Raw genomic sequence first — 25,440 nt, forward strand, 5'->3', positions numbered from 1 at the left:
TATATCGGAAAGCCACATCATGGGTCAAATTCATCCACTTATAAACAAAGAGCAATCCCGTAATAACGAGACTGCTCTTTGTTTATTCTATAGCGTCGGACACCTTGTATCAGAAATATTGTGCGCCATTACTCGCAATGACATCTTGGTACCAGTGAAAACTCTTCTTTTTCACTCTGCGAAGTGTGCCCGTACCATCATTATTTCGGTCTACATAGATATAGCCATAACGTTTCTTCATCTCTCCGGTACCCGCACTGACCAGGTCAATCGGTCCCCAGCTTGTGTAACCTATGAGCTCTACACCGTCTTGAATCGCTTCAGCCATCTCGGCAAAATGACTATTCAAATATTCGATGCGATAGTCATCTTCTACGGAGTCATTGTCTAACAACACATCGGTTGCGCCAAGTCCATTTTCTACGATAAACAAAGGTTTGCCATAGCGGTCATGCAGTTGATTAAGCGTAATTCGAAGCCCCTTAGGATCAATGGTCCACCCCCACTCGGAAGCTTGCAGATAAGGGTTCTTCACCGAACCAAATACATTGCCTTCTGTCGAATCTTTCAAAATCTCAGGGTCTGTACTGGTGCATCGGCTTGCGTAATAGCTAAAACCGATATAATCGACCGTGTTCTGCATCAAGATCTCTGCGTCTTCCGGTTGCATGTCAATCCGAATGTCATTTTCCCTGAAAAATCTTTTTGTATAACCCGGATATGCTCCCTTCGATTGCACGTCGATGAAGAAGAATGATTCGCGATCTTTCTCCATGGCTTTCCATACATCATCTGGATTAGAGCTGTATGGATACACCATTCCAGCGGCTAACATACATCCAATCTGTGCATCCGGAATGATCTCATGACAAGCCTTAACAGCAAGTGCACTCGCTACCAATTCATGATGTGCTGCCTGATACAGAATCTGATCTTTGTTTTCACCATCCTGAAGGACAATGCCCGCTCCAATATACGGAAGATGCAGCAACATGTTGATCTCGTTAAACGTCATCCAGTATTTCACTTTATTCTTATATCGATTGAATAAAGTCGTCGCATATTTCTCAAAGAAACCGATCATCTTACGATTCTTCCAGCCGCCGTAAGTCTCGACCAGATGTACAGGTACATCGAAATGGCAGATCGTCACCACAGGTTCAATGTTGTATTTTAATAACTCATCAAAGACATCATCATAAAATTGCAAGCCTACTTCGTTTGGCTCCGCTTCATCACCTTTAGGGAAAATTCGTGCCCAGGCTATGGAAAGCCTGAGGCACTTAAATCCCATTTCTGCAAATAACGCAATATCTTCCTTATATCGATGATAGAAGTCAATGGCTTCATGTGAAGGATAGAATTCTCCTGTTTTGGGCTCATACGAATCCAGATTACCCAGAGCAATATTCCATCGATTAGCACCAATCGGAATCAGATCTACCGTTGTTAAACCTTTGCCACCTTCCAGATAAGCACCTTCCAATTGATTCGCTGCGGTTGCTCCTCCCCAGAGAAAATTCTCCGGGAAGGCTGTAAACTTTTCATTCATTGAGGAGCCCCTCCTAAACAATCTGTAATTTCAATTAGCTTAATACCGTGATCAATTTATCTTTCTCATGAACGGATGCATCTTTTGTTCCTACAACGTCCAGATAATTTGAAGTATTAGTAACAATGATCGGTGTAACCGTCTCATACCCTGCATCCTTAATGGCTTGCAGATCAAACTCAACAATCAGGTCACCTGCGTTAACACGGTCTCCATCTTTCACATGGGTTGTAAAATGTTGACCTTTCAGCTTGACCGTATCCTGTCCAATATGGATCAGCATCTCTACACCATCATCGCTGACAAGACCAATGGCGTGTTTGGTACGATATACGGTTTGAACAACACCGGTGATTGGAGATACCACTCTACCACTGGTTGGACGAATTGCAATCCCTTTACCCATGTGCTCACCTGCAAACGTTACGTCATTAATTTCGTTCAATGCAACGACTTCACCAGCCATTGGGCTTACAATTTCGTATCTGCTGTTCGGATTTGGATCAAGTACTGGTGCTGGAGCTGGTGTAGCTTCCACTTTGTCTTTGAATCCAACCACGTACGTCAGAATAAAACCAAGGATAAATGCGATACCACATGCAACCAGAGCCATATAGAAACCTGAATCAACGCCTGTTGCTTTATTAATGAAGCTTGGGAAACCGAACACGCCCAGTCCACCAAAGATGTATAATTTCGAACCGGCCAATCCCAAGATACCGCCACCGATACCACCTGCAATACAGCTCATGATAAACGGTTTTTTCAGTGGAAGTGTCAGACCGTAGATGGCTGGCTCAGTCACACCGAAGATACCCGAGATGAATGCAGGAATACCTAATGATTTCAATTTCGTGTTTTTGGTTTTCAACATTACGGCAAGTACAGCACCTGTTTGAGCAAAGGAAGCGGCGAAAGACATCGCAACCACCGGGTCAGCTCCGGATGTGCTCAGGTTGAGAAGCATAACCGGCACGAGTCCCCAGTGAAGACCAAACAGTACAAACACTTGCCACAATCCACCAATAATCAAACCTGTAGCAACTGGACTTAAATCATAAATACCTGTTGCTCCTGCACCAATCAATTGGCCTGCCCAAGTGGATACTGGACCAATCAGAATGAATGTTGCCGGAACGATAACGAGCAAAGTAAAGAATGGAACAAGGAACGTGCTAACGACTTTAGGAATAATGTTTTTAAAGAATCTTTCAATTTTAACAGCGAAGAATGTAGCGATAATGATTGGAATAACCGATGTTGAATAGCTCATCAGAATAACCGGAATACCCAGGAACGTGATGTGAATCGGTGATTCAAACAATGTACCTGCAAACAGGGTGTACAGTGGATCTCCAGCAGTCAGACCGGACAGCGTAGGATAAACTAATGAAGCACCTATCGCCATACCCAGGAACGGTGAACCGCCAAATTTCTTGATTGCAGTGTAACCCAGGAAGATCGGGAAGAAGTAGAACAGACAGTCACCTGTTGCATTCAACAATTGGTACGTTCCGGAGGTGTCTGTAATCCATCCAAAGGATAAAAACATGGCTGTGAAACCTTTGATCATACCTGTTGCAGCCAGCAAACCGAGTAGTGGTGTGAACACACCGGAGATCATGTCGATAAATCGACTGAACAACCCTACTTTTTTGCCTGAGTTGTCCGTTTCCTCTTCAACTTGTCCTTCACTTGGGAAATTCCCTACTTTAACAACTGCTTTATATACATCCGGCACTTCATTGCCGATAACGACCTGATATTGTCCACCACTTTGCATGACGGTAATAACACCTGGCAGATTTTTAAGTTCTTCCGTTTTGGCTACGCTTTCATTTTTCAGTTTAAACCGCAGTCTTGTTACGCAATGGAATACACTGTTTACGTTCTCGCGACCACCTACACGTGACAGAATGTCCTTAGCTAATTGATCGTAGTTGCTCATTGTAATTCTCCCTCTCTAAGTAGACTCCCCATGACTTTTGAAACAAATAAAACCTGAACCACTGAACATACACAACATACCGGATCGTCCGGAAATCAGTCGTGTTATTCAGCAATTCAGGTTTTGCCCTTAACGGTTGCAACCCTGTAAGGCTGTACACATTGGTATTTAATTATTTGGATAACGAAAGTAAGTTGCATGTCATCCCCTCTGAACTGAGGATGGTCGGCATTGCCTGATTGAACAGTTACAATCCGATTGATGTATGCGCTTACTTCTTGAACTCATCATAGTACATCTGAACTACGTTTGCAACACTTATTTTTATTAAGTTCGCAAATACATTTGATTGACCGAAAATAAAAAAAAGAGACCACTTCGAAAACATCAAAGTGGTCTCTATATAGCTTAATGTTCACATTATTAAAATACGTACTAAAGCAGAATTAACCTATAACCGTAACCAATTTATCCTTTTCATGCACTTCACGACTTGTTGTAGCAACCACGTCCAAATAATCAGCCGTATTCGTTACAATAATCGGTGTTACGGTCTCATATCCCGCCTCAATAATGGCCTGCAGATCGAATTCAACGATCAGATCTCCAACACTCACACGATCTCCATCTTTCACATGTGCAGTGAAATGTTGACCTTTGAGCTGTACCGTATCCTGACCGATATGGATCAGAATCTCTACACCTTGATCATCTACAAGACCAATTGCATGTTTGGTACGATAAATCGTCTGTACCACACCATTAATCGGGGATACAACTCTCCCACTGGTTGGGCGAATAGCGATCCCTTTACCCATATGTTCACCAGCAAATGTAGCATCGTTAATTTCTTGCAAAGGAACTACCTCACCCGTCATCGGGCTGGCAATTTCGTAGCGATTGTTGGGATTAGGCTCAAGTGCAGCCTTCTCTTCTTTTACTGGCTCTGGAGCCTGTTTGGCAGCCTCTGGATTAGCAGGATCTTTGAATCCTACAAAATAAACGAGAACAAAACCTAGTACAAAAGCAATGATAGTGGCAATCATGGCCATCCAGAATTCATAGTTGATCCCCTCTGTGGGACTAATCAGCGCTGGAACACCAAAGATTCCTGAAGCAAATACAAACATTTTGGAACCTGCAAAGCCAATAATACCACCAGCCGTTGCAGAAGCAATACAACTCATAATAAATGGTTTTTTCAATGGCAACGTAAGGCCATAAATAGCAGGCTCAGTTACACCAAAAATCCCGGACACAAAGGCAGGCACACCCAGTGATTTGAGTTTGGTATTTTTTGTTTTAAGCATAACGCCAAGAACAGCACCAATCTGAGCAAAAGAAGCAGCGAACATCATCGCCAGAATCGGATCTGCTTTCAGTGTGGACAGATTCAGCAGCATGATTGGTACGATACCCCAGTGTAACCCAAAGATCACCAACACTTGCCACAATCCACCCACAACAATACCAGTTACCAACGGACTCAAGTCATAGATGCCCGATACCCCGGCACCAATCAGCTGACTTGCCCATGTCGCGATTGGACCAATCAAGAGAAATGTTACAGGTACAACAATCAGAATTGTAAAGAATGGCGTGAGGAACGTTCTCACAACAGAAGGAATGATTTTTTTGAAGAACGTTTCTACCTTTGCTCCAAAATAAGCAGCAATAATAATCGGAATGACGGATGAGGAATAACTCATCAAGATAACGGGAATACCCAGGAACGTGATATGAATCGGTGATTCAAACAATGTGCCTGCAAACAGCGTATAGAGCGGTTCCCCACCACTAAGACCGGATAAGGTCGGATATACAAGTGATGCTCCAATGGCCATCCCGAGGAATGGAGATCCACCGAATTTTTTCATAGCTGTGTAACCCAGGAAGATTGGGAAGAAGTAGAACAGACAGTCTCCTGCGGCATTCAACAGTTGATATGTTCCTGAAGCCGGGTCCAACCACTCGAGAGAAGTAAACATGGACAGGAAACCTTTGATCATCCCTGTAGCAGCAAGTAAGCCGAGAATGGGTGTAAATACACCCGAGATCAAGTCGATAAACTGACCCAAGAGACTCTCTTTTTTACCGGAAGATTCTGAATCATCAGTTGAGACCGGTTCATCCGCATTCATATTACCCACTTGTAACAAGGCTTTATAGACATCAGACACTTCGTTACCCACAACGACCTGGTATTGCCCCCCACTTTGCATTACCGTTATAACTCCAGGTAAATTTTTGAGTTCGTCTGTTTTGGCATTATTGTCATTTTTTAATTTGAAACGAAGTCTGGTCGCACAGTGCACCACGCTGTTAATGTTCTGTTTTCCACCAACGCCAGACAGAATGTCTTTGGCTAATTGCTCGTGTTTCATGAAGTCTTTTCTTCCTTTCTGGCTAGACACGGATTCGAAGCATATTGGAGAGAATAAAAAAACCTGAACATCTGAATGTATGGAACATCCGGTTAACGGTATGTTCTGTCATTCAAGCGTTCAGGTTTTGCCCTAGTGGTTGCAACCCTGCAAGCTGATCTATGGGATTATTCAGAAGTTGCATTCACAACTCTCTCAATATGAATCGTTAAGTACATCAATTCTTCGTCAGTTAGTTGATACGTGTAGTTGCTTTCAATGAATTTCTTGATTTTCTCCGAGCACTTGTGCGCTGCCGGATACTTTTTCTGAATCATCAGGAACAGTTCATCGTCGTTGTTGCTCTTGTAATGTTTTCCCTTCACCAAACGTTGGGCGAAAAACTTCAAATGTGTCACAAAGCGATAAAATGTCAGTGAGTTCTCATCAAAATCAATCTTGAAATGATACTTGATGATTGTCAAGATTTCCTGCATGACCTGCGTCATACTCTTGATGTTCGGCATTTCCTCGTTCAAAGCTGCATTGACAAAGTGAAGTGCCATAAAACCGGCTTCGTCCTCGGGCAAGATTACACCAAACTGATCACAGATCATATTGAGCGCTTCCATTCCGACTTCATATTCCTCTTTGTATAACTGCTTTGTCTCCCAGATTAAGCCGTTGCGTATGGGCAGATTCTTGCGATACCGCTCAATGGCAAAGTGAATATGGTCTGTGAGATGTAAGTAAATGCTCTCATTTAATTTCTTGCCAAGTTTTAATTTGGCGTAAGCGATGATTTCCTCGGATACTTTCATGTATTCCAGAGGAATGCTTGAGATTAATGCCTTGAAGTTTTCCTGAATATCTTCATTCTGTAAAGTAAATATCTTGTCGATATGCTGCTCGGAAACCATATCACCCGCCCGCTTCTGATAAGCAATCCCCCGGCCAATGATAATAACTTCCTGTTCGTCATTCATTGCAACTACAGCATTATTGTTCAGCACCTTCTCGATTTTCACTTTATCACTCCAATATACAGAAAAAGACAAACCAATCCCTTTTCTCAAGGTATACGGCTTTGCCTGATTCAACAGTTACAACCCGATATGTTGTACGCGCTTCCCTCATAATATTACAAACTTCTACACAGTGCAACAAAAAGTTAATATCGAATTAGCATGACTCCCGATCTAGGTAAATATACTCACAGGAGTAAGCAAATCAAGAATTTTTTTACAAGGATTTACGGTTTATTGTTTTTTGCTGACTTTCTCCAGTTCCGCTTCGATTCTTCGATTAATCATGTTCATTTCTTCTGAACTCAATTGATCAACTTGCGTATATTCTTTATCCAACTCGTACTCTTTTGCCTCATTATTGTTCATTAGGCCCAGATGATTCTTGATATCCCGGATATCTTCACGCATATGCATCGTCTGACGGTATTGGTCTACAACAAGTGCAAAAATAATGCCCCCGGCCACTATTGGACCAAATGGGATCAGAAAACATAAAACAAGTCCTATGAGCAAAAATATAACAAAGTACATGATGTAGTGCCCCTCTCATAGAAAGCATCTACTTTGCTAAAATAGATGTTTCTCAGATTACAAATTAAATCGTTCCTGAATTAACTTTGCCACCTCGTCCGGGCTCTTGTGTGTGTTATCAATCCTTATGTAGTGCTCATGCTTGATTTCTCCCGGTTCCGAATTTAATCGATAATGCTTCATCGTATCCAGCAAATCTCGCTCAGACCACGCAATGTCACGCTTTGTTGGTTTATGTAACAGACGATGCGGACTTTTATTGCGCTCTAGTCTTTCCGATGCATCGGCCTCCAGTTCCACATAACAGACCTGACCTCCTTGAGATGTAAACAACTCACTGATCTTACGGATGTATTCACCATCTGACTCTGCGTCCAAAGCCCACACAAATGTAAAAATCAGACCCGGCAAATCACTCTTTGCCACTTCTTCAAAAATCTCCTGCCGGAACAGACTCACCAGTCTTTTGCCTTGTGGTGTGCCATAGCTGAAGAAAGGAGACACCAATTCAATGGTCATGTGGTTATGAAACAATTTTAGCTTTGTTATCTTCTCCAGTTCTTGCCCAACCGTCATCTTGCCCACAGCCTGTGGGCCAAAAATAATCACTAATTTCATTTTCGATCACTCCTGACAAGGTAGTGTTCATTCCATTAATTCAATTTTATGGACATTAAACTCTATAATAACTTCTTTAGGGCAAATAAAAAAGAGGTTTCAAGTGATTCCCTCAACGCGTGAGGGCTTGAAATCTCTTATCTTAAATTACATATGTTTATTTTAACTTACCGTCCGATCAGTACCCATCCCCACTTCATCCGGCGCAAACCCATCGCGCAGATCCATGAGATCAGGAGCGCCACAATATAAGATAGAATGATGCCCACGCTGAAGTGCCGAGCCAGGTCATCTGTGAATTCACGTCTCCAGAAGAGCAGTACGAGTGGATGCATTAAAAACACACCGAACGCAACTGTACCCAAGGAGTCCAGAATACGCGTAGCTTTTCGAACCTCGGTATGTTTTCCTGTGCCCATTCGTTCACTGAAGATCAACAGGAGCAAACAGGCTGACAAGGTAAACAGATTACGGAACAAGAACAGCACGGTATAGGTAATAGCCGGGTATGCAGCAAAAGCGGTTTTGATATAAGCATTACCATATATAAAAATGGCACCTCCGCTCAACAATGCAGCTATAAGCACATAACGGTGAGTGTATAGTTTCTTCAATGCCCACTCAAAGTTCAACCCAACCCATGCGCCAAATCCAATCACGATCAGATAACTGGGTAACAAACTTCCTGTCCGTTCGAAGTGAAACTGCAAATGTAGAGCATAGAAGATCGCTTGGCCCGCAATAAAGAATAATGGCAAGTACCGATTAAACAAACGATGGCGTGTAAGGGACAGAAGCCACGGAAAAACGATATAAAATTGAAGAATAATCAGAAAAAAGTACAAGTGCGTATGAGCGGTTCCCATCACTAATTGTTTGGCAAATTGAACACTATGGGTCAAAGGTTCTTTGCCCGCAAGCAACTGTTTAATGGCAAAATAGATAAGGGACCACACCACATAGGGAACAAATACATTAAATAAACGCTTCTTATAAAAAGCGAGCATCCAACCCTTCTCATTCACCTTGGAGCTGTAGTTGTAGAACAAGACCAGGGACGACAGAAACAGGAACGCTGGAACGGCAAATTGCAAAAACGTGTTCCAGAAGTAATACACATCATGATCTAATGTATGCTTGGGGTAATGCGCAACTGCTGTTGAAGTTGCATGAATAGCTACCACTGCCATGATGGCAAAAGCACGATAGAGATCCAGATACTCAATTCGCCGGGGCCGATTAACCGGTTGATTCATAAAGATAACCTCACTTGTGCCTGATATGGGATGATAGTTTCCGGCCGCAATCCAGATTCTATGCTTCATTTTAATCAGCACACGAGGGTAATACAATCATAATCCATATTATTTTCGTTATATTTCATCATTATTCTGCATTATTCGACATTCTCTATCCAGAATCGTTCAACAACGTTGCCATTGGACTCCACATAGTCTTCATCCCGAATGCCACCATTTCGAAGGATAACCCTTCTGGAAGGCTCATTAACCGCATCACATACAACCAATACTTTGGAGATTCCAAGCTCTCTTGTTTTCTCCAAAGAAAGCCTGAGAATTTCGGAACCATAGCCATTGTGCCTCTCTCCTGGACGAATACCATATCCAATATGTCCTCCACTGTTGAACAATTTATCGTTAAGCTCATGCCTTATATTCACAGCACCCACGATTTGTTGACTCTCCGTGACCAACCAGTATGTACTGTCTTTGACCCAGCCTTCCGGGATGTCGATCCCTTGTTCATTGCGTTGCAAAAATGCCAACATCTCATCGAACGCATAAGGATCTTTGGAAATGACCCAAGGTACCATCAATTCTCCACTTCTGACCCAGTCTTCATAAAATGCCAAATACGCTTCCTTATATGCTCGTGATGGTTTAATTAATCTAACGTGTTCTCTCCCCATGATCATTACATCCTCCCAACAGATATTGATATTGCCATATTCTCTCTTCCAGGACACGACGTTCTTGTTCTTCCATCAAAGAGTCATAAAAGATAGCTTTCACTGCATACGTTGCGGCATGTACCGCATGCTCCTTCACATGAGCAGTTGCAGCTGCGTGTCCCGCCGCACGAGATGCAGCAGAGGCAGCGACATGATTGGCTTCCCGTGCAGCAGCATGAGCTGCAAAAGCCGCCTTTCGTGCATCAACCATGGCAATCTCTCCACGGATCCAACCTCTTCCTGCATCAATGGCATCACGTGCGCGGAGATCCTCCGTCTTCTTCTCAAATATATACAAGACACGTGCCGCACACTCCGCAGCCCAACAGGCCAATGTATGGTGATCCTGTTGCTTAACCAAATCCTCTATTTCACTACGTAAAGGTGCATCTTTGAATGCAGGTTTTGCCATAATCATGCTCCTTTCATTGTTCAAATACTACAAATTCACTCTCAGACAAGTTCGAAAAAGGACCTGCGTGTGTGCAGATCCTCTTCAAGTGTACCTTTTACCGCTTATTCTATCATTATACGGACTCTGTCAATGCAGCCTCCTGAACATCCCGATCCTTTTTCGCATCCGTGTCTTTGTACGTAAATTGGTAACTTCCCGATCCCAGTGTGACTTCAACATCGTTTCCAATGTCTTGAATATCCTGAACTCCACTTATCTGATCCAACTGATCTAACGGTTTCCCTTGTTCCAGAACGATCTGTGCACCTGCTCCAGGAAGACGTACCGTACCTCTCGTGTTGGCGGGAATATGCACCCGAATCTCCATTTCACCCTCCGCCAGCCGGCGCCAGCTTGAAGCAACTTGACCATACATCGTCTCCAGACTCGCTTCCACCCAATCCAGTCCAGGTCCGGGTTGCGGCTCGATATGCACCATTCGGAATCCTGGCTGATGTTCATCGGACCGAATGCCGGCAACGTAACGATACAACCATTCTCCAATCGCCCCGTACGCATAGTGGTTAAATGAGTTCATATCAGCACTCCAGAGACTTCCATCCTCTTTTATCCCATCCCAATGTTCCCAAACGGTCGTTGCGCCTTGAGTCACCTGATATAGCCAGGACGGATAATCCTCTTGAAAAAGTAATGTATAAGCCAGGTCGTGAAGACCTGCATCACTCAATACCGGATTCAGATAAGGTGTGCCCACGAAACCTGTAGTAAGATGATTTCCCGCCTCTTTCACGAGTTTTGCCAATTGTTCAACAGCACGAGATCGGGCAGTCGCTTCCAGCAGGTCAAATTGGAGCGCAAGAACATGTGCTGTTTGCGTAGGAACAGCAATTTTGCCGGCTGGAGTCACGAATTCATTTCGAAACGCATGAACAATGTTTGTTTGCAACTGCTTGTAATATTCAGCATCATCTGTCTTTCCAAGTGCCTCAGCTGCCTTTTGAGTTAACGACACTGAATAGGCATAAAATGCAGTTGCCACATAATCCGTGTCCGTTGCACCGACATAACTATCGGGCTTGGAGTCCAGTCCCAGCCAATCGCCAAAATGGAATCCCGTGTTCCACAGATACGGATTGTCACCCTGCACGTGAATGTATTCAACCCACCGCTTCATACTCTCATATTGCTCGGCCAGTAATCTGGCATCCCCATACATCTCATAGATGGTCCAAGGACAGATGACTGCAGCATCACCCCAAGCGGCGGAAGAATGACTGATGTCTCCCCACCCTTCTGTGGTGGAACTTCTCAGATCCGGAACGAAGAATGGAATACCTCCATCTTCTCCCTGATCCGCTTCCAGATCCCGCAGCCATTTGGTAAAGAAGGGAGCCGTATTCATCAGGTAGGAAGATGTGCGGACAAACATCTGTGCATCGCCAGTCCACCCGAGACGTTCATCCCTCTGTGGACAGTCTGTCGGCACGTCAAGGAAATTCCCCTTTTGCCCCCACAATATATTGTGATGCAGTTGGTTCACCAGTGGACTGGAGCATGAGAACTGACCTGTTGGCTCCATATTCGAGTGCAGCACTATTCCGGTGAATTCATCCAGACGGACGTGTTCCGGAAAGTTAACCAGCTTCACATAGCGAAACCCTTGGAACGTAAAATGCGGTTCAAATGTTTCCACGCCATCCCCCTTGCAGGTGTAGCGAATACACTGCTTGGCGGCGCGAAGATTATCGGTGTAAAAGTTGCCTTCATGATCCAATATCTCAGCATGGTGCAGCTCAACCGTCTGACCCGCCTCACCTTGAATGCTGAATCTCACCCATCCCACCATATTCTGCCCCATGTCTATTACACGATCTCCCTGTGGTGTTGTTAACAAGGCGATTGGCTGTAGTTGTTCTACTTGGGTGACGGGTACGTTCTCCTGCGCAACGATGATATCTTTGGGATGCTCCAGTACGTTCACGGGTGACCAATTCGTCTGAGATGAATCCGACCAATCGGACTCCATTCGTGCATCATACGTCTCCCCCATATAGATGTCCGACATGCGAATGGCACTAGGAGCAGCCGTCCACTCCCCATTGGATAGAATACATTCCTCCGAACCATCTGCATATTTCATATGCAGTTCCAGCAGCAATGCGGACGTTGGACCAAATATCTCCCGTTCTTTGTTCCAGCCGAGATACCCTCGATACCAGCCATCACCCAGATAAGCGCCTAATATGTTCTGCCCATCCTGAAGTAGATGAGTTACATCATAGGTTTGATATTGTAATCGCTTACGATAAGAGGTCCAACCAGGTGTAAAATAATCTTCTCCTACTCTTGTGTTGTTCATATGCAACTCGTATAATCCAAGTGCTGTCACATATATTCTGGCAGACGTAACAGGTTGTTTCACATTAAAATGCTTGCGCATACGTGGGCATGACGTATCTCCATCATCTGATGGTTGAGCTGTGATCCATACTGCTTGCCACTTGTTATGACTATCCATAAGTCCCATCTCGAAATAAGCCGTTTCGGACCAGCCCGAATCACTTCCTGCATCATCCCATGCCTGAATTCGGTAGTTGTATCGCGTTTGCGGAGAAGGCTGAAAATGGTTTAATTCCACATGTATGGATTGATCCTTGCTTATCTTGCCAGAATCCCATGCAATCTCATCAAAATCTTCTGACAGGGACAGCTGGATCTGGTATGCGGATTGCATGCAGTTTCGACGATCAGACTGTAACTGCCAGCTTAATCTCGGTGATTGGACATCAAGGCCTATCGGATTGATTCTATACTCACAGCGAAGGTGACTAACGTTGAACATTAGCAGATCGTCCTTTCCATCTTGGCTTCCCATTCGGCGTTACGATATAATTATATCGATCCTGTTGCCCTAAATACCCGGTAATCAGGACTATTTCATCCGGTGATTCAGCCATCTGTGCGAGGAGGTTGCTTGTGAATTCATCTGTACAACTCATGAAAAGCGAATACTTTCTGCATAATCATCTGCAACTTTTTGTCAATCGTTGCTCTGAAGATTTTGTACTCCCTTTTCACGCACATGATTTTATTGAGTATAGTTATGTTGCCGAAGGAAAGGGCTTTCATCATATCGGTGAAGATGTCATTCCGGTGACAAAGGGGATGCTGTTTGTCATTCCTGTCGGCGTTCCTCATGTCTTTCGTCCTGTCAGCACCAACGTAACCGAGCATCCGTTAATTATATATAATTGCTTATTTAATGCTGAATTGATCCACACGCTGACAGCAATCATTCAGGAAAAAGAAATCATTCAACATCTGATGGATCTGGAACAAAATCAGGTTCCTTATATATCCGTTGTGGATCACAACGACCGGATTGAAGAAGTAATGGTGAAGCTATATCGTGAATCATCCGTTCAGGGAATCGGTTCGTCTACCATGTTATACACCCTGGTGAGCCAGTTGGTATTGATGACCTACAGACAACTTTATCAAAAGGATCATGATGAAGAGAATCATTCCACCGGTCTTGATTACATCCTTCACTATATCAAGGAACACTTAGGCAATCGTATTCGGATGTCTGATCTGGTACGTGTATCGGGCTTTAGCGAAAAACAAATTGGCCGAATGTTTCTGCGACATACCGGTCAGACCTTTAGCAGCTACCTGCAACACCTCCGTATACAAAAAAGCTGCGAACTTCTAAAGAGTTCACAGCACAAAGTCAGTCTGATTGCCGAGCTGGTCGGATATCGGGATATGGATTCATTCTATGCTGCATTCAAAAAAATAACAGGCGAAACACCTCTCGCCTATCGCAAAAAATCCAGAGCACAGCACTCTGGACAATAAGATTTACTTTCAGACACCAACAACCTGTAACACTTCATCTATGTATGCCTTGGCCTCTTTCCATGAAGACATTAACGGAAAGTTGTATTGCTCACGCTCCTGTATATTCCATGGATGCGGGATACAGATGACCTTTTTGCCATCCTCATGCGCTGGAATCAAATTATGTGCCCCATCATCAATAAGCAAATCAAAAGCGAGCAGGTTTTTTCTTTTGCATGTAATAAACTGTTCTGCGGTTATAAAAGGCATGTGCTGCTGAAGCCAGTTCCACTTCTCAACAAGTGTTCTTGGTTCCGCTGCCGTTACAACAATGACATCATAGGCATCGTTCAGCTTTCGCATCTCTTCTACAACATACTCGTCGTATAACTCCAATTCCTCGAACAAACCCGGCCGACCATAAAATACATCGTGCGTGCTCTCTGGATGACGCAAATGGGACGTATCCCAATGAATCATATCCTCATAGCGCAACGGATGGGTCGGGAAGTTGAGGTTGTTGTGATATATAGCCCGCTTGACCAGATGACATATCGTGTCATCCATATCTACAGCAATAATAGGCTTCTTCATGGTTATCCCTCCCCCAATACGATCACAGTATACCATCCAGTATGTTATGTAGTCATCTTTTTTACCTTGAAATGCCAATAGCGTTGATGAGAATACTACAGGATCATATAAAAAAGGCGCCCCGGCGCCGTAATACCAGCTACGCTCGGGGTGCCTATATAGATTAATCTATTCCAAGTTCTCGCCATTTGAGGCAATGACTTTTTGGTACCAGCCAAAGCTTTTTTTCTTATACCGATTCAATGTGCCTTGTCCGTTGTCATCCTGATCCACATAGATTACGCCATAACGCTTGGACATTTCCGAAGTGGATGCACTGATGATATCAATCGCTCCCCAGTTGGTATATCCCATCAGGTCTACACCATCCATAACGGCTTCTTTCATTTGTGTAATATGTTTTCTCAGGTAATCAATACGGTAATCATCGTTGATAGAACCGTCTGCTTCAACCGTATCTTTCGCGCCAAGGCCATTCTCCACCACAAACAGTGGCAATTGATAACGGTCATACAGCTCTTTCAGTGCCACGCGCAGACCGATCGGATCAAGCTGCCAGCCCCACTCTGTACGCTCCAGATTCGGGTTCTTGATCGTACTGTACAGGTTACCACCCGTCACTCCATATTCCTCTGGGTTCACTGCGGACACTAAGGATGTGTAATAACTGAACGAAATGAAATCAACCGTGTGCTCACGCAGGATCTGCTCATCTCCCGGTTCCATGACAATCGTAATCCCGTTCTCTGCCCAGTACCGAGCCATGAACGTTGGATAACTGCCACGAACTTGTACATCCGTATGCAGCAGGTTCAGCTGATTATCGATCTGTGCTTGCAGCACATCCTCTGGCTTCGATGTCGCCGGGTAGTGAATCATACGCGCAAGCATACATCCGATCTGGAAGTTCGGGTTAATCTGACGTGCCTTTCCTGTTACCAGGCTGCTGGCTACAAATTGATGATGAAGTGCCTGATAAGAAGCCTGCATCGTGTTTTCAACCCGGTCTTCAATAATACCGCCGCCTGTGAACGGTTCAATGATGGTTGTGTTAATCTCATTAAACGTCAACCAGTACTTGACCTTGTCCTTGTACCGGGTCATCACCGTTTCCGCATATCTTACAAAATGTCCAATCACTTCGCGGCCAGCCCAGCCGTTATATTTGAGGACAAGCGCCATAGGCATCTCATAATGCGAGAGTGTTACAAGCGGTTCGATATCGTATTTCCGGAGTTCATCGAACACTTCGTCATAGAAACGCATTCCCTCTTCATTTGGCTCGGCATCATAACCATTCGGGAAAATACGCGGCCAGTTAATGGACAGACGGAATGTCTTGAAGCCCAGCTCGGCGAACAGCGCAATATCCTCTTTGAAACGGTGATAAAAATCAATCCCGTAACGCTTCGGATAACCTTCCGCACTATGATGTGCCATTGCTTTCTCAACCGTGGCACTGGTAACATGCATCAGTTCTCTAAGGTTGGTGTAGTCCTTTTTCTCAAAATAAGGAACCATGTCGGCTGTCGACCATCCTTTGCCACCAGCGTCGAATCCACCTTCAGCCTGATTAGCGGCAATAGCGCCGCCCCATAGAAAACCTTCCGGGAACCCTTGTCGATTAATCATTCGAATCTCTCCTTCTTTTGTTAATATTGTTAGTCCTAAGACGGACCATTTAGATCTCAGCTTTCAAGACGTCTTCACCAATCGTGATTTCGCCCAATTTCACAGGTAGAACCTGCTTGTAATCAGCCGTATTGGTAACAACCATAGCGGTTGTGATATCGTATTCTTTTGCAATCTCGGCCAGTTCAAACGTGAGTAACTTGTCTCCAGCCTGTACACGTGCTCCAGTAGCAACATGTGCATCAAAATACTGTCCACGCAGCTTCACCGTGTTAATTCCAACATGAATCAACAATTCCATTCCGTTATCACTGCGGACAACGATCGCATGTTTTGTTTTGAACACATTCATGATGGTACCTGTCACTGGAGAAACCAATTCGCCCACCGTTGGAACAAATGCCACACCTTTACCCATCAATTCATCACCAAATGTTGGATCGTTGACTTCTTTGAGTGGGATGGATTTACCTGTCATCGGTGCAACTGCTATTGCATCACTCGTTGGTGTTGGATCGCCCATGTCGTCCACGCTTACGGTTACTGCATTGTTGTTGGAAGTTACTTTCGCTTGTGCTGTAGAAGCACCCGGTGAGAATTGAGCTAACGCCTCTGCGTCTCCCTCTTCTTCCTTGATACCAAATATCGTAGACATGATCGCACCCACGATAAAGGCCAAAATCATACCTCCAAAGGAATACCAGAAGGTCTGTCCAATCAGGGAAGGAAGTCCTGGGAGACCCCCATTACCCGCAAGTACATACGCTTTCGCGCCAAAAGCAAGGGCGAATCCGCCACCCACTGCGCTACCAATCATGGCTGCGGCAAATGGTTTTTTGTATTTCATATTTACGCCGTACATAGCTGGCTCCGTTACACCCATCAGCGCTGTAAAGCTCGTGGACAATGCAACGGTTTTGAGTTTTTTATCTTTTGCCCGGAAGAATACGCCGAGTGTTGCACCCGCCTGACCCATATTGGAGATAAAGGTCAACGGCAAGAATTTATCAAAGCCCAGTGTAGCGATATTACTCAGGATGATCGGCACAAGTGCATAGTGCATTCCTGTCATAATAATGAGCGCCATCGCGCCGCCCAGAACAATACCTGCAATCAATCCGCCTTCATTCAGCAGCCAGTTGATGCCGCCAGACAATCCGCTACCTACAAATGTACCCAATGGACCGATCGCAATCAGCGTTACCGGAACCATAACAAGCAAGGTAATCAGCGGCACAAGCAGCAGCTTAAGTGCAGCAGGGATAACACGGTCAACCCATTTCTCAACATAGGACATCAACCATACAGCGAGTAAAATCGGAATAACCGATGAAGCATAACTTACTGCTGTAACCGGGATTCCCAAGAATCCAACCGATTCACCGCTAGATAACAATGCTGTCATGTCTGGATACATGAGTGCCGTACCTAGGGCAATCGCAACAAACGGGTTACTGCCGAATTTACGAGCAGCGCTGACTGCAATCAGTAAAGGCAGGTAGTGGAATACGCCGTCACCAATGGCTGAAAGAATACGATACGTATCCGTTCCGGCAGACATCCAACCTACGGATACAAATAGTGCAAGTAATCCTTTGAGCATACCTGCCGCAGTAATCGCTGGAAGCATCGGGGCAAAGACACCTGCGATTGTTTCAAAAATTTTCAGCACGACATTTTGTTTTTTATCCGACTTTGGTTCTTTATTTTCTGTAGTTTGCTGGATTGCCGGATTTTCCTTCACCATGGCATCGAACACTTTTGCTACATCATTACCGATAATGACTTGGAATTGGTCGCCGGAAATATTCGTTCCCATGACCTTATCCAGTTTCTTGAGTGAGCCGTTGTCAACTTTCTCGTTGTCTTTCAGATCAAAGCGCAAACGTGTGACGCAGTGATAAACTGAGTTAATATTGTTTGTTCCCCCAACGGCTTTAATGATTTCCTGCGCCGTTTCCTGATGTTTCATGATGTTTTCCTCCTCATTTTTCCAATAAAAAATACCCGAACGAATCTAGCGCATATGGATGGCGCCATCTCATTCGGGTATTGCCTGATTGAACAGTAACAAGCCCATAGGATATCCAGTTGTGATTTGATTCTATTGCGTGGACTTCTCGTCCCGCTTGGTTTTCATCAAACGTTCCAGATGGAGCGTTAGATATAACTGCTCAGAGTGAGTCATGTCATACTGATAGTTCTTATGGATAAAAGTCTCGATCTTGCCAATACATTTGAATGTCTCCGGATAGTTTTTCCGAACCACTTCATATAAATACTCCTCAGCATCATCATGTGAAGAATGTGTAATGACCCGCTGACAGAAATATTTCAAATGGGTGATGAAGCGGAAATAATTGACGCTATCTTCATCCAATTCAACGTTGAAGTGATATTTGATGATATTCATGATCTCCTGCAACAGCTGCATCAGATGGGTGACATCGTTCATGGAATCATTGACTTCCGCATTGATGAAATGCAAGGCAATATTACAGATTTCATCTTTGGGAAACTCAATATCCAGTCTTTCCTTCAGCAAGGTCAGTGCTTCTCTGGCTACATCATACTCCGCCTTATAGAAGTGCTGAACTTCCCAAGAAAGTGGATTACGAGTAATCATTCCTTTTTCCAAGCGCTGAACAGCAAAGTGAATGTGATCAGACAGCGAGACATAGATCCCGTCACTGATGGTTTTGTTCAATTGCGTTCGTGCCAGTGTCACAATATCATCTGTTGCCTGCAAAATCTCAATCGGCACTTCAGCTACGATGGATTTGAATTTCTCATAGATTGATGCATCCTGAAGACGAAATACCTTCTCAATCCGCTCTTCATCAATCTCATCGCCAGCTTTGAACTTAAATCCGATACCCCGGCCGAGGATCAGTAGTTCCTGATTTTTGTCATCCACGGTACTGACAATATTGTTATTAAATATCTGTTTAATAATCATTATGGACCCACCTGGTTTTTTTTGAGGAATAAAAAAGGGCAAAACCAAAACAGAAATAATAAAATCATTTCCATAGTGGTTTTGCCCGCATTACCGGTAACAAGCCTCGGATCTAATTTATCATAACCTGAAAACGGTGTCAACCAAAAAAATAGTAATGCTCTATTCCGGTTCTTTCCCTTATATGAGTCATTTCCCTACGCTTCCACGTTTAAGGGGTTCATATGTTTTAATATTCACATTTTGATGCAGATTCAAACGAAATATTCCCAACGACTCATCGCTTGAATTGTATGAGATTATAACTAAAGTAAATGTTTTGAAGGATTTTTCACCTTAAATAGAGAAATGATTTAATTGATAGGAAGTAATTTTAGATAAAGGGGATTAATTCGTGAGGGACAAAGTAAAAGGATTACTCATTGGTATCACAATTGGATCAATGCTTACAGGAGTTACAGCTTATGCAGCATCAGGAACGCCAATAAAAGCTTTACTACAGAAAGTAAATATTTATGTAGACGGAACAAAGAAGTTGACAGCTAATTCAATAACCTATAACAACACTACATATGTACCAGTTAGAAGTATAAGTACTGCACTCGGTGAGAACGTAGCTTTAAAGTCAAATAATCTGTACATCGGCAAACAACCATTAATTAAATTAACAGGGAATCAAGCGTTTGAACTGTTATATAAAAAAATAAAAAAAGAAATCGAAATGTATAGTCTAACTGTTGATGAGGAACCAAAAGACGGAGATTATTATGTAATGCGTTCATACTCTGACAGAGAAACACATGAAGTAACTTATGGCCTTTACTACATACACATGTACACAGGGGAAGTTTACGAATGGAACTTCAAATCCAAGAAAATGGTAAAACTATAGTTAGTAAAAGGCCCTTCTTTCGAAGGGCCTTTCATCATTGCTGGAACGTCACATTAATCTGTACAATCTCCGAACGACTGCTTGTGCGAATCGGAGGTCCCCAGAATCCAAATCCTGACGTTACGATGGAGTGCATGGAGCCCTTTTGCAGATAACCCCAATCGTTCTCATAAATGGCCTGTGTGATGAACTGAGCCGGTGCAATCTGACCACGGTGGGTGTGGCCGGATACCACCAGATCTATATTGTTTTGCTCCGCAATATCCAGATCATACGGCTGGTGATCCATCATAAGTACCGGTTGGTTCAAGTCAGTACCTTGCATTAACGTAGATACTTCTGCACGATCCTTCTCTGTTCGGTCTTTCCGTCCAATGAGGGTGATCTTGTCATCCAGAACAATCTTGTTATCGTACAGAACTTGCATGTTGCTCTTCTCCAGCGCAGCAATCAGATCTTCAATCGGACCATCGAACTTGTCGTGATTCCCGAGTGAAGCATAGACGCCGTATGGAGCCTGAATATCACTGATAATATCGGCAATTCCGCTATTGAGGTACATATCCAGATTGTCATCAATAATATCTCCTGGATACAGCACCAGATCCGGCTTCAGTGCATTAATTTCCTCCACCATGCGTTTGGCATGTGCAGGTCCAGACAGAAGTCCAAAGTGCATATCGGCAGCCATGACAATGTTGAGCTTGTCTACACCTTCTACTTTTTTATCAATCTGGATATTATATGTTCTGACTACCGGGCTGTAGGCGTTGAAGATTCCATAACCTAATGTGGACACTAACAGCACCAGCGTAACGACCCCCGCCCATTTCTGGGTGTGATGTCTAGGAATACGAGTTAATCTCAGCAACCACATCGTGAGGTGAACGACGGGCAGGATCAACAATAACAACGAGAAGATCGCTAGCCAGTAAGAACCGATAATACCGAGGAACGAAATGCTTCCAAATAATCGTGCCAATATGAAGGAAATGGCAAGGAATACAAGCCCTATAATATACAACCACCGAAATCTGGCGGACACGACAGGTTTCATCCAACTCCAACCGCTCCAGCCTATGTAGAACACTAATAAACCATATACAAACAAAAACAATATACCCGCTAATACAAACATGCCCGGTCTAACCTCCACGTCAATAAGTTGTATTCTGAATTTTCATCACGGACACAAGTCCGTCTGAACAAGTATAACGTAGTTGAAGGGTCAGATCACCTGTTTGCAAAAGCCAGATAGGTACATTTTATTACAATTTGATGATATTCAAATTCGTACCATAAACCAGAAAAAGCATTCCTGCAGTCGCCCTGAATAGTTAAATTCAAAGACAACCGCAGGAATGCTTTATTTTCGGAATTAAAATTACTCGTTTGTGTCCATCCACTGGAAGTGGAATGAACCTTCTTTGTCCACACGTTTGAATGTGTGAGCACCGAAGTAGTCACGTTGAGCTTGCAGCAAGTTTGCTGGCAAACGCTCTGTACGGTAGCTGTCGTAGTAAGACAGTGCGCTGGAGAAGCCAGGTACTGGAATACCTTGTTTTACAGCAGCCGCTATAACTTCACGCCATGCGCCTTGATAAGATTCAACGATGTTTTGGAAGTAAGGATCCAAGAGCAGGTTTTTGAGTTCTGCATCTTTGTCATATGCTTCTTTAATGTTTTGCAAGAACTGCGAACGGATGATGCAGCCGCCACGGAAGATCATGGCAATGTTACCGTATTTCAGATCCCAGCCGTATTCATCGGAAGCTGCACGCATTTGTGCAAATCCTTGTGCATAGGATACGATTTTACTTGCAAACAATGCTTTACGCACGTTCTCGATGAACGCTTTTTTGTCGCCGGAGAACGCTTCAGTCGCTGGTCCATTCAGGATTTTGCTAGCTGCTACACGCTCGTCCTTCATCGCAGAGAGGAAACGGGAGAATACGGATTCCGTAATCATGGACAATGGAACGCCGAGATCCAGCGCACTTTGGCTTGTCCATTTACCTGTTCCTTTTTGTCCAGCCGCGTCCAGAATAACGTCAACCATTGGTTTGCCTGTTTCTGGATCGTATTTGGAGAAGATATCTGCCGTGATTTCGATCAGGTAGCTGTCCAGCTCCCCTTGATTCCACTCGGTGAAGATCTCATGCAACTCTTCAACGGAAACGTTCAATACGGATTTGAGCAAGTGATAAGCTTCACCAATCAACTGCATATCTCCGTACTCGATACCGTTATGCACCATTTTCACATAGTGTCCGGCACCGTCTGGTCCGATATATGTGCTGCAAGCGTCATCGCCAACTTTGGCAGAGATCGCTGTAAGGATCGGTTCTACCAACTGATAAGCACTTTCCTGACCGCCTGGCATGATTGCCGGGCCTTTCAGTGCGCCTTCTTCCCCACCGGATACACCTGCTCCGATGAAGCGGAAACCTTTTTCTTCCAGCTCTTTACTGCGACGTTGTGTGTCAGGGAAGTAAGCATTACCTCCATCGATAATAATGTCGCCTTGATCCAGATGAGGAAGTAGTTGCTCGATCGTTGCATCTGTTGCTTTACCTGCTTGCACCATGATCAGAATTTTACGCGGAGACTCCAGGGATTCCACGAATTCTTCAATGGTGAACGCACCTGTCAGGTTTTTACCTTCTGCTTCTTTCAGAAGATCGTTCGTTTTCTCCGGGGAACGGTTAAATACCGCTACCGAGAAACCTTTGCTTTCAATATTCAAAGCCAGGTTTTTACCCATTACTGCCAATCCAATAACACCAATCTGTTGTTTACTCATTATGTCCTCCCAATACTCCATTATTTATATAGTAAGTTGAAACGAATGAATGGTTATAGATTATTGTACTGTTTTTTTCCAGTCCGCTGCAAATTTGTCCATACCTTGATCTGTCAGCGGGTGTTTGGAGATTTGTTCAATGACGGAGAATGGAACAGTAGCAATATGTGCTCCAGCCATTGCAACACGTGTAACGTGATCCGGATGTCTTACAGAAGCAGCAATAATCTGTGCATCCAGGTTATGTGTACGGAACAATTCGGCAACTTTGGCAACCAATTGTACGCCATCTTCGGAGATATCATCAAGACGTCCCAGGAATGGGGATACATATGTCGCACCAGCACGAGCAGCCAGAAGCGCCTGGTTCACAGTGAAGATCAATGTTACGTTGGTTTTCACGCCTTTTTTGGTCAAGTAACGGCAAGCTTCCAGTCCCGCAAGTGTCATTGGCAATTTAATCGTAATGTTTTTGTCGCTGTTGTTAATTTTGATCAATTCGTCTGCTTGCGCGATCATTTCTTCAGCAGTAAGGGCATCTGGTGTCACTTCCGCAGAAACGGACTCCACTTCAGGTACCAAACGCAAGATTTCTTCAATACGATCTTCGAATTTCACGCCCTCTTTGGCTACCAAAGATGGGTTTGTTGTTACACCAGACAATACGCCGATTTTGTATGCTTTTTGGATATCTTCCACGTTAGCTGTATCGATAAAAAATTTCATGATTTAATTACCTCCAGATATATTTTTTTTATTTTGGTTTAGAGATTTGCATTAACTGCCAAGGGGATGCTATCTGTAACTACAGACTCCTGATCCGACGACTCATCAAACCACCAGTGGTGACCTTCTTCTTCAAGCATAGTATCTGACTCAGCCGGTCCATAGCTACCCGCAGGATACAGGTGAAGTGGTAACAGATTTTCTTGGAATGCATCCAGAATTGGCTGCACCCACGCCCATGACAATTCTACTTCATCCCAGTGGGCAAAGAAAGTTGGATCACCCAGCAAGGCATCACGAATCAGATTTTCGTAAGCTTCCGCGAGGTCACCTTTATCCGGAGAAAGATCGATATGAACCGGTTTGAATTCACCTTTATTCTCAGGATCACTTGCATTCAGTTGCAATGTCATGCTCTGATCCGGACTCATCTCTATGACGAGCAGGTTTGGCTTGGAACCCTTGTTTTTCAGCACATTTGTCTGTCCTGAAGGTTCTTTGAATTCAATCACGATACGTGTTGATTTCTCCTTCATTCTTTTACCCGTGCGAATGTAAAACGGAACACCGCGCCAGAAGAAATCATCAATTTGCAATTTGGCAGCAATGAATGTGTCATTCATCGTATTCTCGGCTACGCCCGGTTCAGCAGCATACGCATTTACCGGTTTACCTTGAATGTTACCTTCTGCATACTGTCCACGAATGATGTTTGCGCCCACAGTTTGTTTTTGTAACGGCTGAATTGACTCCATAATGTGTTTTTTCTTCAATCCAACTTTTTCGGAAGTACTGTTGTATGGAAGCTGAATCGCCATCATCATGAGCAATTGCAACATATGATTCTGGAACATGTCTCGCACTGCACCAACATGATCGTAATAGGATGCACGTTCTTCAACACCTACAGTCTCATTCGCCGTAATTTGAACATTGGAGATGTAACGGTTGTTCCATAATGCCTTCATGATTGGGTTACTCTGATGCAACGTCTCCAGACGCTGTACCATCGGTTTGCCCAAATAGTGGTCAATCCGATAAATCTCTTCCTCGGTAAAAGATTCGCTTAATTTGCGATTAAGGTCTCTGGCAGACTGCAGGTCGTGACCAAATGGCTTCTCGATGACGAGACGTTTCCAGCCCTCTGTGGAACCCAGTCCACTTTCTTGAATGTTCTCGGCAATCGGTTCGAAAAATTCCGGACCAACCGAGAGATAAAACAAGCGATTGGACGGAATGCCAAGCTCAGCTTCTCTTTGTTCAACTAATCCTAACAGCTTTATATAATCTTCCTTATGGCTTATATTCAATACACTGTAGCGGAAAGCTTTCACAAATGACTTCACAACTTCAGGATCAGCCTGGCGTCTGGAAAATTCATTTAATGATTTTTCCACTTGTGCCTGAAAGAATTCATCAGACCACTCTCTACGCCCCAGACCAATCAATGAGAAGGTTTCAGGAAGCTTCTGCTCAAGATATAAGTTATATAAGGCAGGATATATTTTTCTTTTGGCTAAATCGCCAGTAGCACCAAATAAAACAATGGTAGTTGGTTCCATCT

Annotated in this window: 20 protein-coding genes; 2 read left to right on the top strand and 18 right to left on the bottom strand. The window is 43.9% G+C overall.

From position 1 onward, the window contains the following. Positions 1 to 109: 109 nt before the first annotated feature. The 10 genes from NST33_RS19005 to NST33_RS19050 all read right to left on the bottom strand — a co-directional run bounded on the left by NST33_RS19005 (position 110) and on the right by NST33_RS19050 (position 13,161). Entirely contained in the window at positions 110 to 1,552 is a 1,443-nt protein-coding gene (locus NST33_RS19005; RefSeq protein WP_339304694.1) for a 6-phospho-beta-glucosidase, read from the bottom strand. Between the two features lie 34 nt (positions 1,553 to 1,586). Further along, positions 1,587 to 3,500, bottom strand: coding sequence for a beta-glucoside-specific PTS transporter subunit IIABC (locus NST33_RS19010; RefSeq protein WP_339304696.1), 1,914 nt, complete (start codon positions 3,498 to 3,500; stop codon positions 1,587 to 1,589). Between the two features lie 446 nt (positions 3,501 to 3,946). Next, complete coding sequence (locus tag NST33_RS19015; protein ID WP_339304698.1) at positions 3,947 to 5,884, bottom strand: beta-glucoside-specific PTS transporter subunit IIABC; 1,938 nt, start codon at positions 5,882 to 5,884, stop codon at positions 3,947 to 3,949. A gap of 167 nt (positions 5,885 to 6,051) precedes the next feature. After that, positions 6,052 to 6,891: a PRD domain-containing protein gene (locus NST33_RS19020; protein WP_036613486.1), complete on the bottom strand. Its 840-nt coding sequence runs from the start codon at positions 6,889 to 6,891 to the stop codon at positions 6,052 to 6,054. A gap of 231 nt (positions 6,892 to 7,122) precedes the next feature. Next, positions 7,123 to 7,422 (bottom strand): hypothetical protein, encoded by a 300-nt coding sequence (locus NST33_RS19025; RefSeq protein WP_339304700.1) that lies wholly within the window; start codon positions 7,420 to 7,422, stop codon positions 7,123 to 7,125. 57 nt (positions 7,423 to 7,479) lie between these two features. Continuing rightward, positions 7,480 to 8,040 (bottom strand): AAA family ATPase, encoded by a 561-nt coding sequence (locus tag NST33_RS19030; protein ID WP_339304702.1) that lies wholly within the window; start codon positions 8,038 to 8,040, stop codon positions 7,480 to 7,482. Between the two features lie 167 nt (positions 8,041 to 8,207). After that, the gene (locus NST33_RS19035; protein ID WP_339304704.1) at positions 8,208 to 9,365 is read right to left on the bottom strand and encodes an acyltransferase; all 1,158 of its coding nucleotides are present in this window, start codon (positions 9,363 to 9,365) and stop codon (positions 8,208 to 8,210) included. A 71-nt stretch (positions 9,366 to 9,436) separates the two neighbouring features. Then, complete coding sequence (locus NST33_RS19040) at positions 9,437 to 9,976, bottom strand: GNAT family N-acetyltransferase (RefSeq protein ID WP_339304706.1); 540 nt, start codon at positions 9,974 to 9,976, stop codon at positions 9,437 to 9,439. Further along, the gene (locus NST33_RS19045; protein WP_339304707.1) at positions 9,951 to 10,424 is read right to left on the bottom strand and encodes a putative immunity protein; all 474 of its coding nucleotides are present in this window, start codon (positions 10,422 to 10,424) and stop codon (positions 9,951 to 9,953) included. The genes NST33_RS19040 and NST33_RS19045 overlap by 26 nt, the downstream gene beginning before the upstream one ends. 115 nt (positions 10,425 to 10,539) lie before the next feature. Then, positions 10,540 to 13,161: a family 78 glycoside hydrolase catalytic domain gene (locus NST33_RS19050; RefSeq protein WP_339304709.1), complete on the bottom strand. Its 2,622-nt coding sequence runs from the start codon at positions 13,159 to 13,161 to the stop codon at positions 10,540 to 10,542. A gap of 242 nt (positions 13,162 to 13,403) precedes the next feature. Between NST33_RS19050 and NST33_RS19055 the strand changes: the two genes are divergently transcribed. Then, a complete protein-coding gene (locus tag NST33_RS19055) occupies positions 13,404 to 14,288 on the top strand; it encodes an AraC family transcriptional regulator (RefSeq protein WP_339304711.1) in 885 nt (294 codons plus the stop codon). Between the two features lie 9 nt (positions 14,289 to 14,297). On the opposite strand, the gene NST33_RS19060 is transcribed toward NST33_RS19055, so the two are convergent. From NST33_RS19060 to NST33_RS19075, 4 genes are all read right to left on the bottom strand, one after another. After that, positions 14,298 to 14,864: a hypothetical protein gene (locus NST33_RS19060; RefSeq protein WP_339304713.1), complete on the bottom strand. Its 567-nt coding sequence runs from the start codon at positions 14,862 to 14,864 to the stop codon at positions 14,298 to 14,300. Positions 14,865 to 15,032: 168 nt separating this feature from the next. After that, a complete protein-coding gene (ascB, locus tag NST33_RS19065) occupies positions 15,033 to 16,496 on the bottom strand; it encodes a 6-phospho-beta-glucosidase (protein ID WP_339304715.1) in 1,464 nt (487 codons plus the stop codon). 49 nt (positions 16,497 to 16,545) lie between these two features. Continuing rightward, a complete protein-coding gene (locus tag NST33_RS19070) occupies positions 16,546 to 18,468 on the bottom strand; it encodes a beta-glucoside-specific PTS transporter subunit IIABC (protein WP_339304717.1) in 1,923 nt (640 codons plus the stop codon). A 132-nt stretch (positions 18,469 to 18,600) separates the two neighbouring features. Beyond that, positions 18,601 to 19,455, bottom strand: a complete 855-nt coding sequence (locus NST33_RS19075) for a PRD domain-containing protein (RefSeq protein ID WP_036613466.1) — start codon at positions 19,453 to 19,455, stop codon at positions 18,601 to 18,603. A gap of 394 nt (positions 19,456 to 19,849) precedes the next feature. Between NST33_RS19075 and NST33_RS19080 the strand changes: the two genes are divergently transcribed. Next, a complete protein-coding gene (locus tag NST33_RS19080) occupies positions 19,850 to 20,347 on the top strand; it encodes a stalk domain-containing protein (RefSeq protein WP_339304719.1) in 498 nt (165 codons plus the stop codon). Between the two features lie 34 nt (positions 20,348 to 20,381). Here NST33_RS19080 and NST33_RS19085 read toward each other — a convergent pair whose 3' ends face one another. The 4 genes from NST33_RS19085 to zwf form a co-directional block, all read right to left on the bottom strand. Further along, positions 20,382 to 21,485 carry a metallophosphoesterase gene (locus NST33_RS19085; RefSeq protein ID WP_339304721.1) on the bottom strand — a complete coding sequence of 368 codons (1,104 nt, stop codon included), beginning with the start codon at positions 21,483 to 21,485 and terminating at the stop codon, positions 20,382 to 20,384. A gap of 246 nt (positions 21,486 to 21,731) precedes the next feature. Further along, a complete protein-coding gene (gndA, locus tag NST33_RS19090) occupies positions 21,732 to 23,150 on the bottom strand; it encodes an NADP-dependent phosphogluconate dehydrogenase (protein WP_036613463.1) in 1,419 nt (472 codons plus the stop codon). A gap of 60 nt (positions 23,151 to 23,210) precedes the next feature. Beyond that, complete coding sequence (gene fsa, locus NST33_RS19095) at positions 23,211 to 23,876, bottom strand: fructose-6-phosphate aldolase (protein WP_076210039.1); 666 nt, start codon at positions 23,874 to 23,876, stop codon at positions 23,211 to 23,213. Positions 23,877 to 23,914: 38 nt separating this feature from the next. Then, the gene (gene zwf / locus NST33_RS19100; RefSeq protein ID WP_339304723.1) at positions 23,915 to 25,438 is read right to left on the bottom strand and encodes a glucose-6-phosphate dehydrogenase; all 1,524 of its coding nucleotides are present in this window, start codon (positions 25,436 to 25,438) and stop codon (positions 23,915 to 23,917) included. Between the last annotated feature and the right edge of the window lie 2 nt (positions 25,439 to 25,440).

The sequence above is a fragment of the Paenibacillus sp. FSL L8-0435 genome, from assembly GCF_037965655.1.
Classification (GTDB): Bacteria; Bacillota; Bacilli; order Paenibacillales; family Paenibacillaceae; genus Paenibacillus.

Excerpts from the sequence above, each read along its gene's own strand:
- NST33_RS19005 (WP_339304694.1), bottom strand. The coding sequence starts at position 1,552 with ATGAATGAAAAGTTTACAGCCTTCCCGGAGAATTTTCTCTGGGGAGGA.
- NST33_RS19010 (WP_339304696.1), bottom strand. The coding sequence starts at position 3,500 with ATGAGCAACTACGATCAATTAGCTAAGGACATTCTGTCACGTGTAGGT.
- NST33_RS19015 (WP_339304698.1), bottom strand. The coding sequence starts at position 5,884 with ATGAAACACGAGCAATTAGCCAAAGACATTCTGTCTGGCGTTGGTGGA.
- NST33_RS19025 (WP_339304700.1), bottom strand. The coding sequence starts at position 7,422 with ATGTACTTTGTTATATTTTTGCTCATAGGACTTGTTTTATGTTTTCTG.
- NST33_RS19030 (WP_339304702.1), bottom strand. The coding sequence starts at position 8,040 with ATGAAATTAGTGATTATTTTTGGCCCACAGGCTGTGGGCAAGATGACG.
- NST33_RS19035 (WP_339304704.1), bottom strand. The coding sequence starts at position 9,365 with ATGAAGCATAGAATCTGGATTGCGGCCGGAAACTATCATCCCATATCA.
- NST33_RS19040 (WP_339304706.1), bottom strand. The coding sequence starts at position 9,976 with ATGATCATGGGGAGAGAACACGTTAGATTAATTAAACCATCACGAGCA.
- NST33_RS19045 (WP_339304707.1), bottom strand. The coding sequence starts at position 10,424 with ATGGCAAAACCTGCATTCAAAGATGCACCTTTACGTAGTGAAATAGAG.
- NST33_RS19050 (WP_339304709.1), bottom strand. The coding sequence starts at position 13,161 with ATGCAATCCGCATACCAGATCCAGCTGTCCCTGTCAGAAGATTTTGAT.
- NST33_RS19060 (WP_339304713.1), bottom strand. The coding sequence starts at position 14,864 with ATGAAGAAGCCTATTATTGCTGTAGATATGGATGACACGATATGTCAT.
- ascB (WP_339304715.1), bottom strand. The coding sequence starts at position 16,496 with ATGATTAATCGACAAGGGTTCCCGGAAGGTTTTCTATGGGGCGGCGCT.
- NST33_RS19070 (WP_339304717.1), bottom strand. The coding sequence starts at position 18,468 with ATGAAACATCAGGAAACGGCGCAGGAAATCATTAAAGCCGTTGGGGGA.
- NST33_RS19075 (WP_036613466.1), bottom strand. The coding sequence starts at position 19,455 with ATGATTATTAAACAGATATTTAATAACAATATTGTCAGTACCGTGGAT.
- NST33_RS19085 (WP_339304721.1), bottom strand. The coding sequence starts at position 21,485 with ATGTTTGTATTAGCGGGTATATTGTTTTTGTTTGTATATGGTTTATTA.
- gndA (WP_036613463.1), bottom strand. The coding sequence starts at position 23,150 with ATGAGTAAACAACAGATTGGTGTTATTGGATTGGCAGTAATGGGTAAA.
- fsa (WP_076210039.1), bottom strand. The coding sequence starts at position 23,876 with ATGAAATTTTTTATCGATACAGCTAACGTGGAAGATATCCAAAAAGCA.
- zwf (WP_339304723.1), bottom strand. The coding sequence starts at position 25,438 with ATGGAACCAACTACCATTGTTTTATTTGGTGCTACTGGCGATTTAGCC.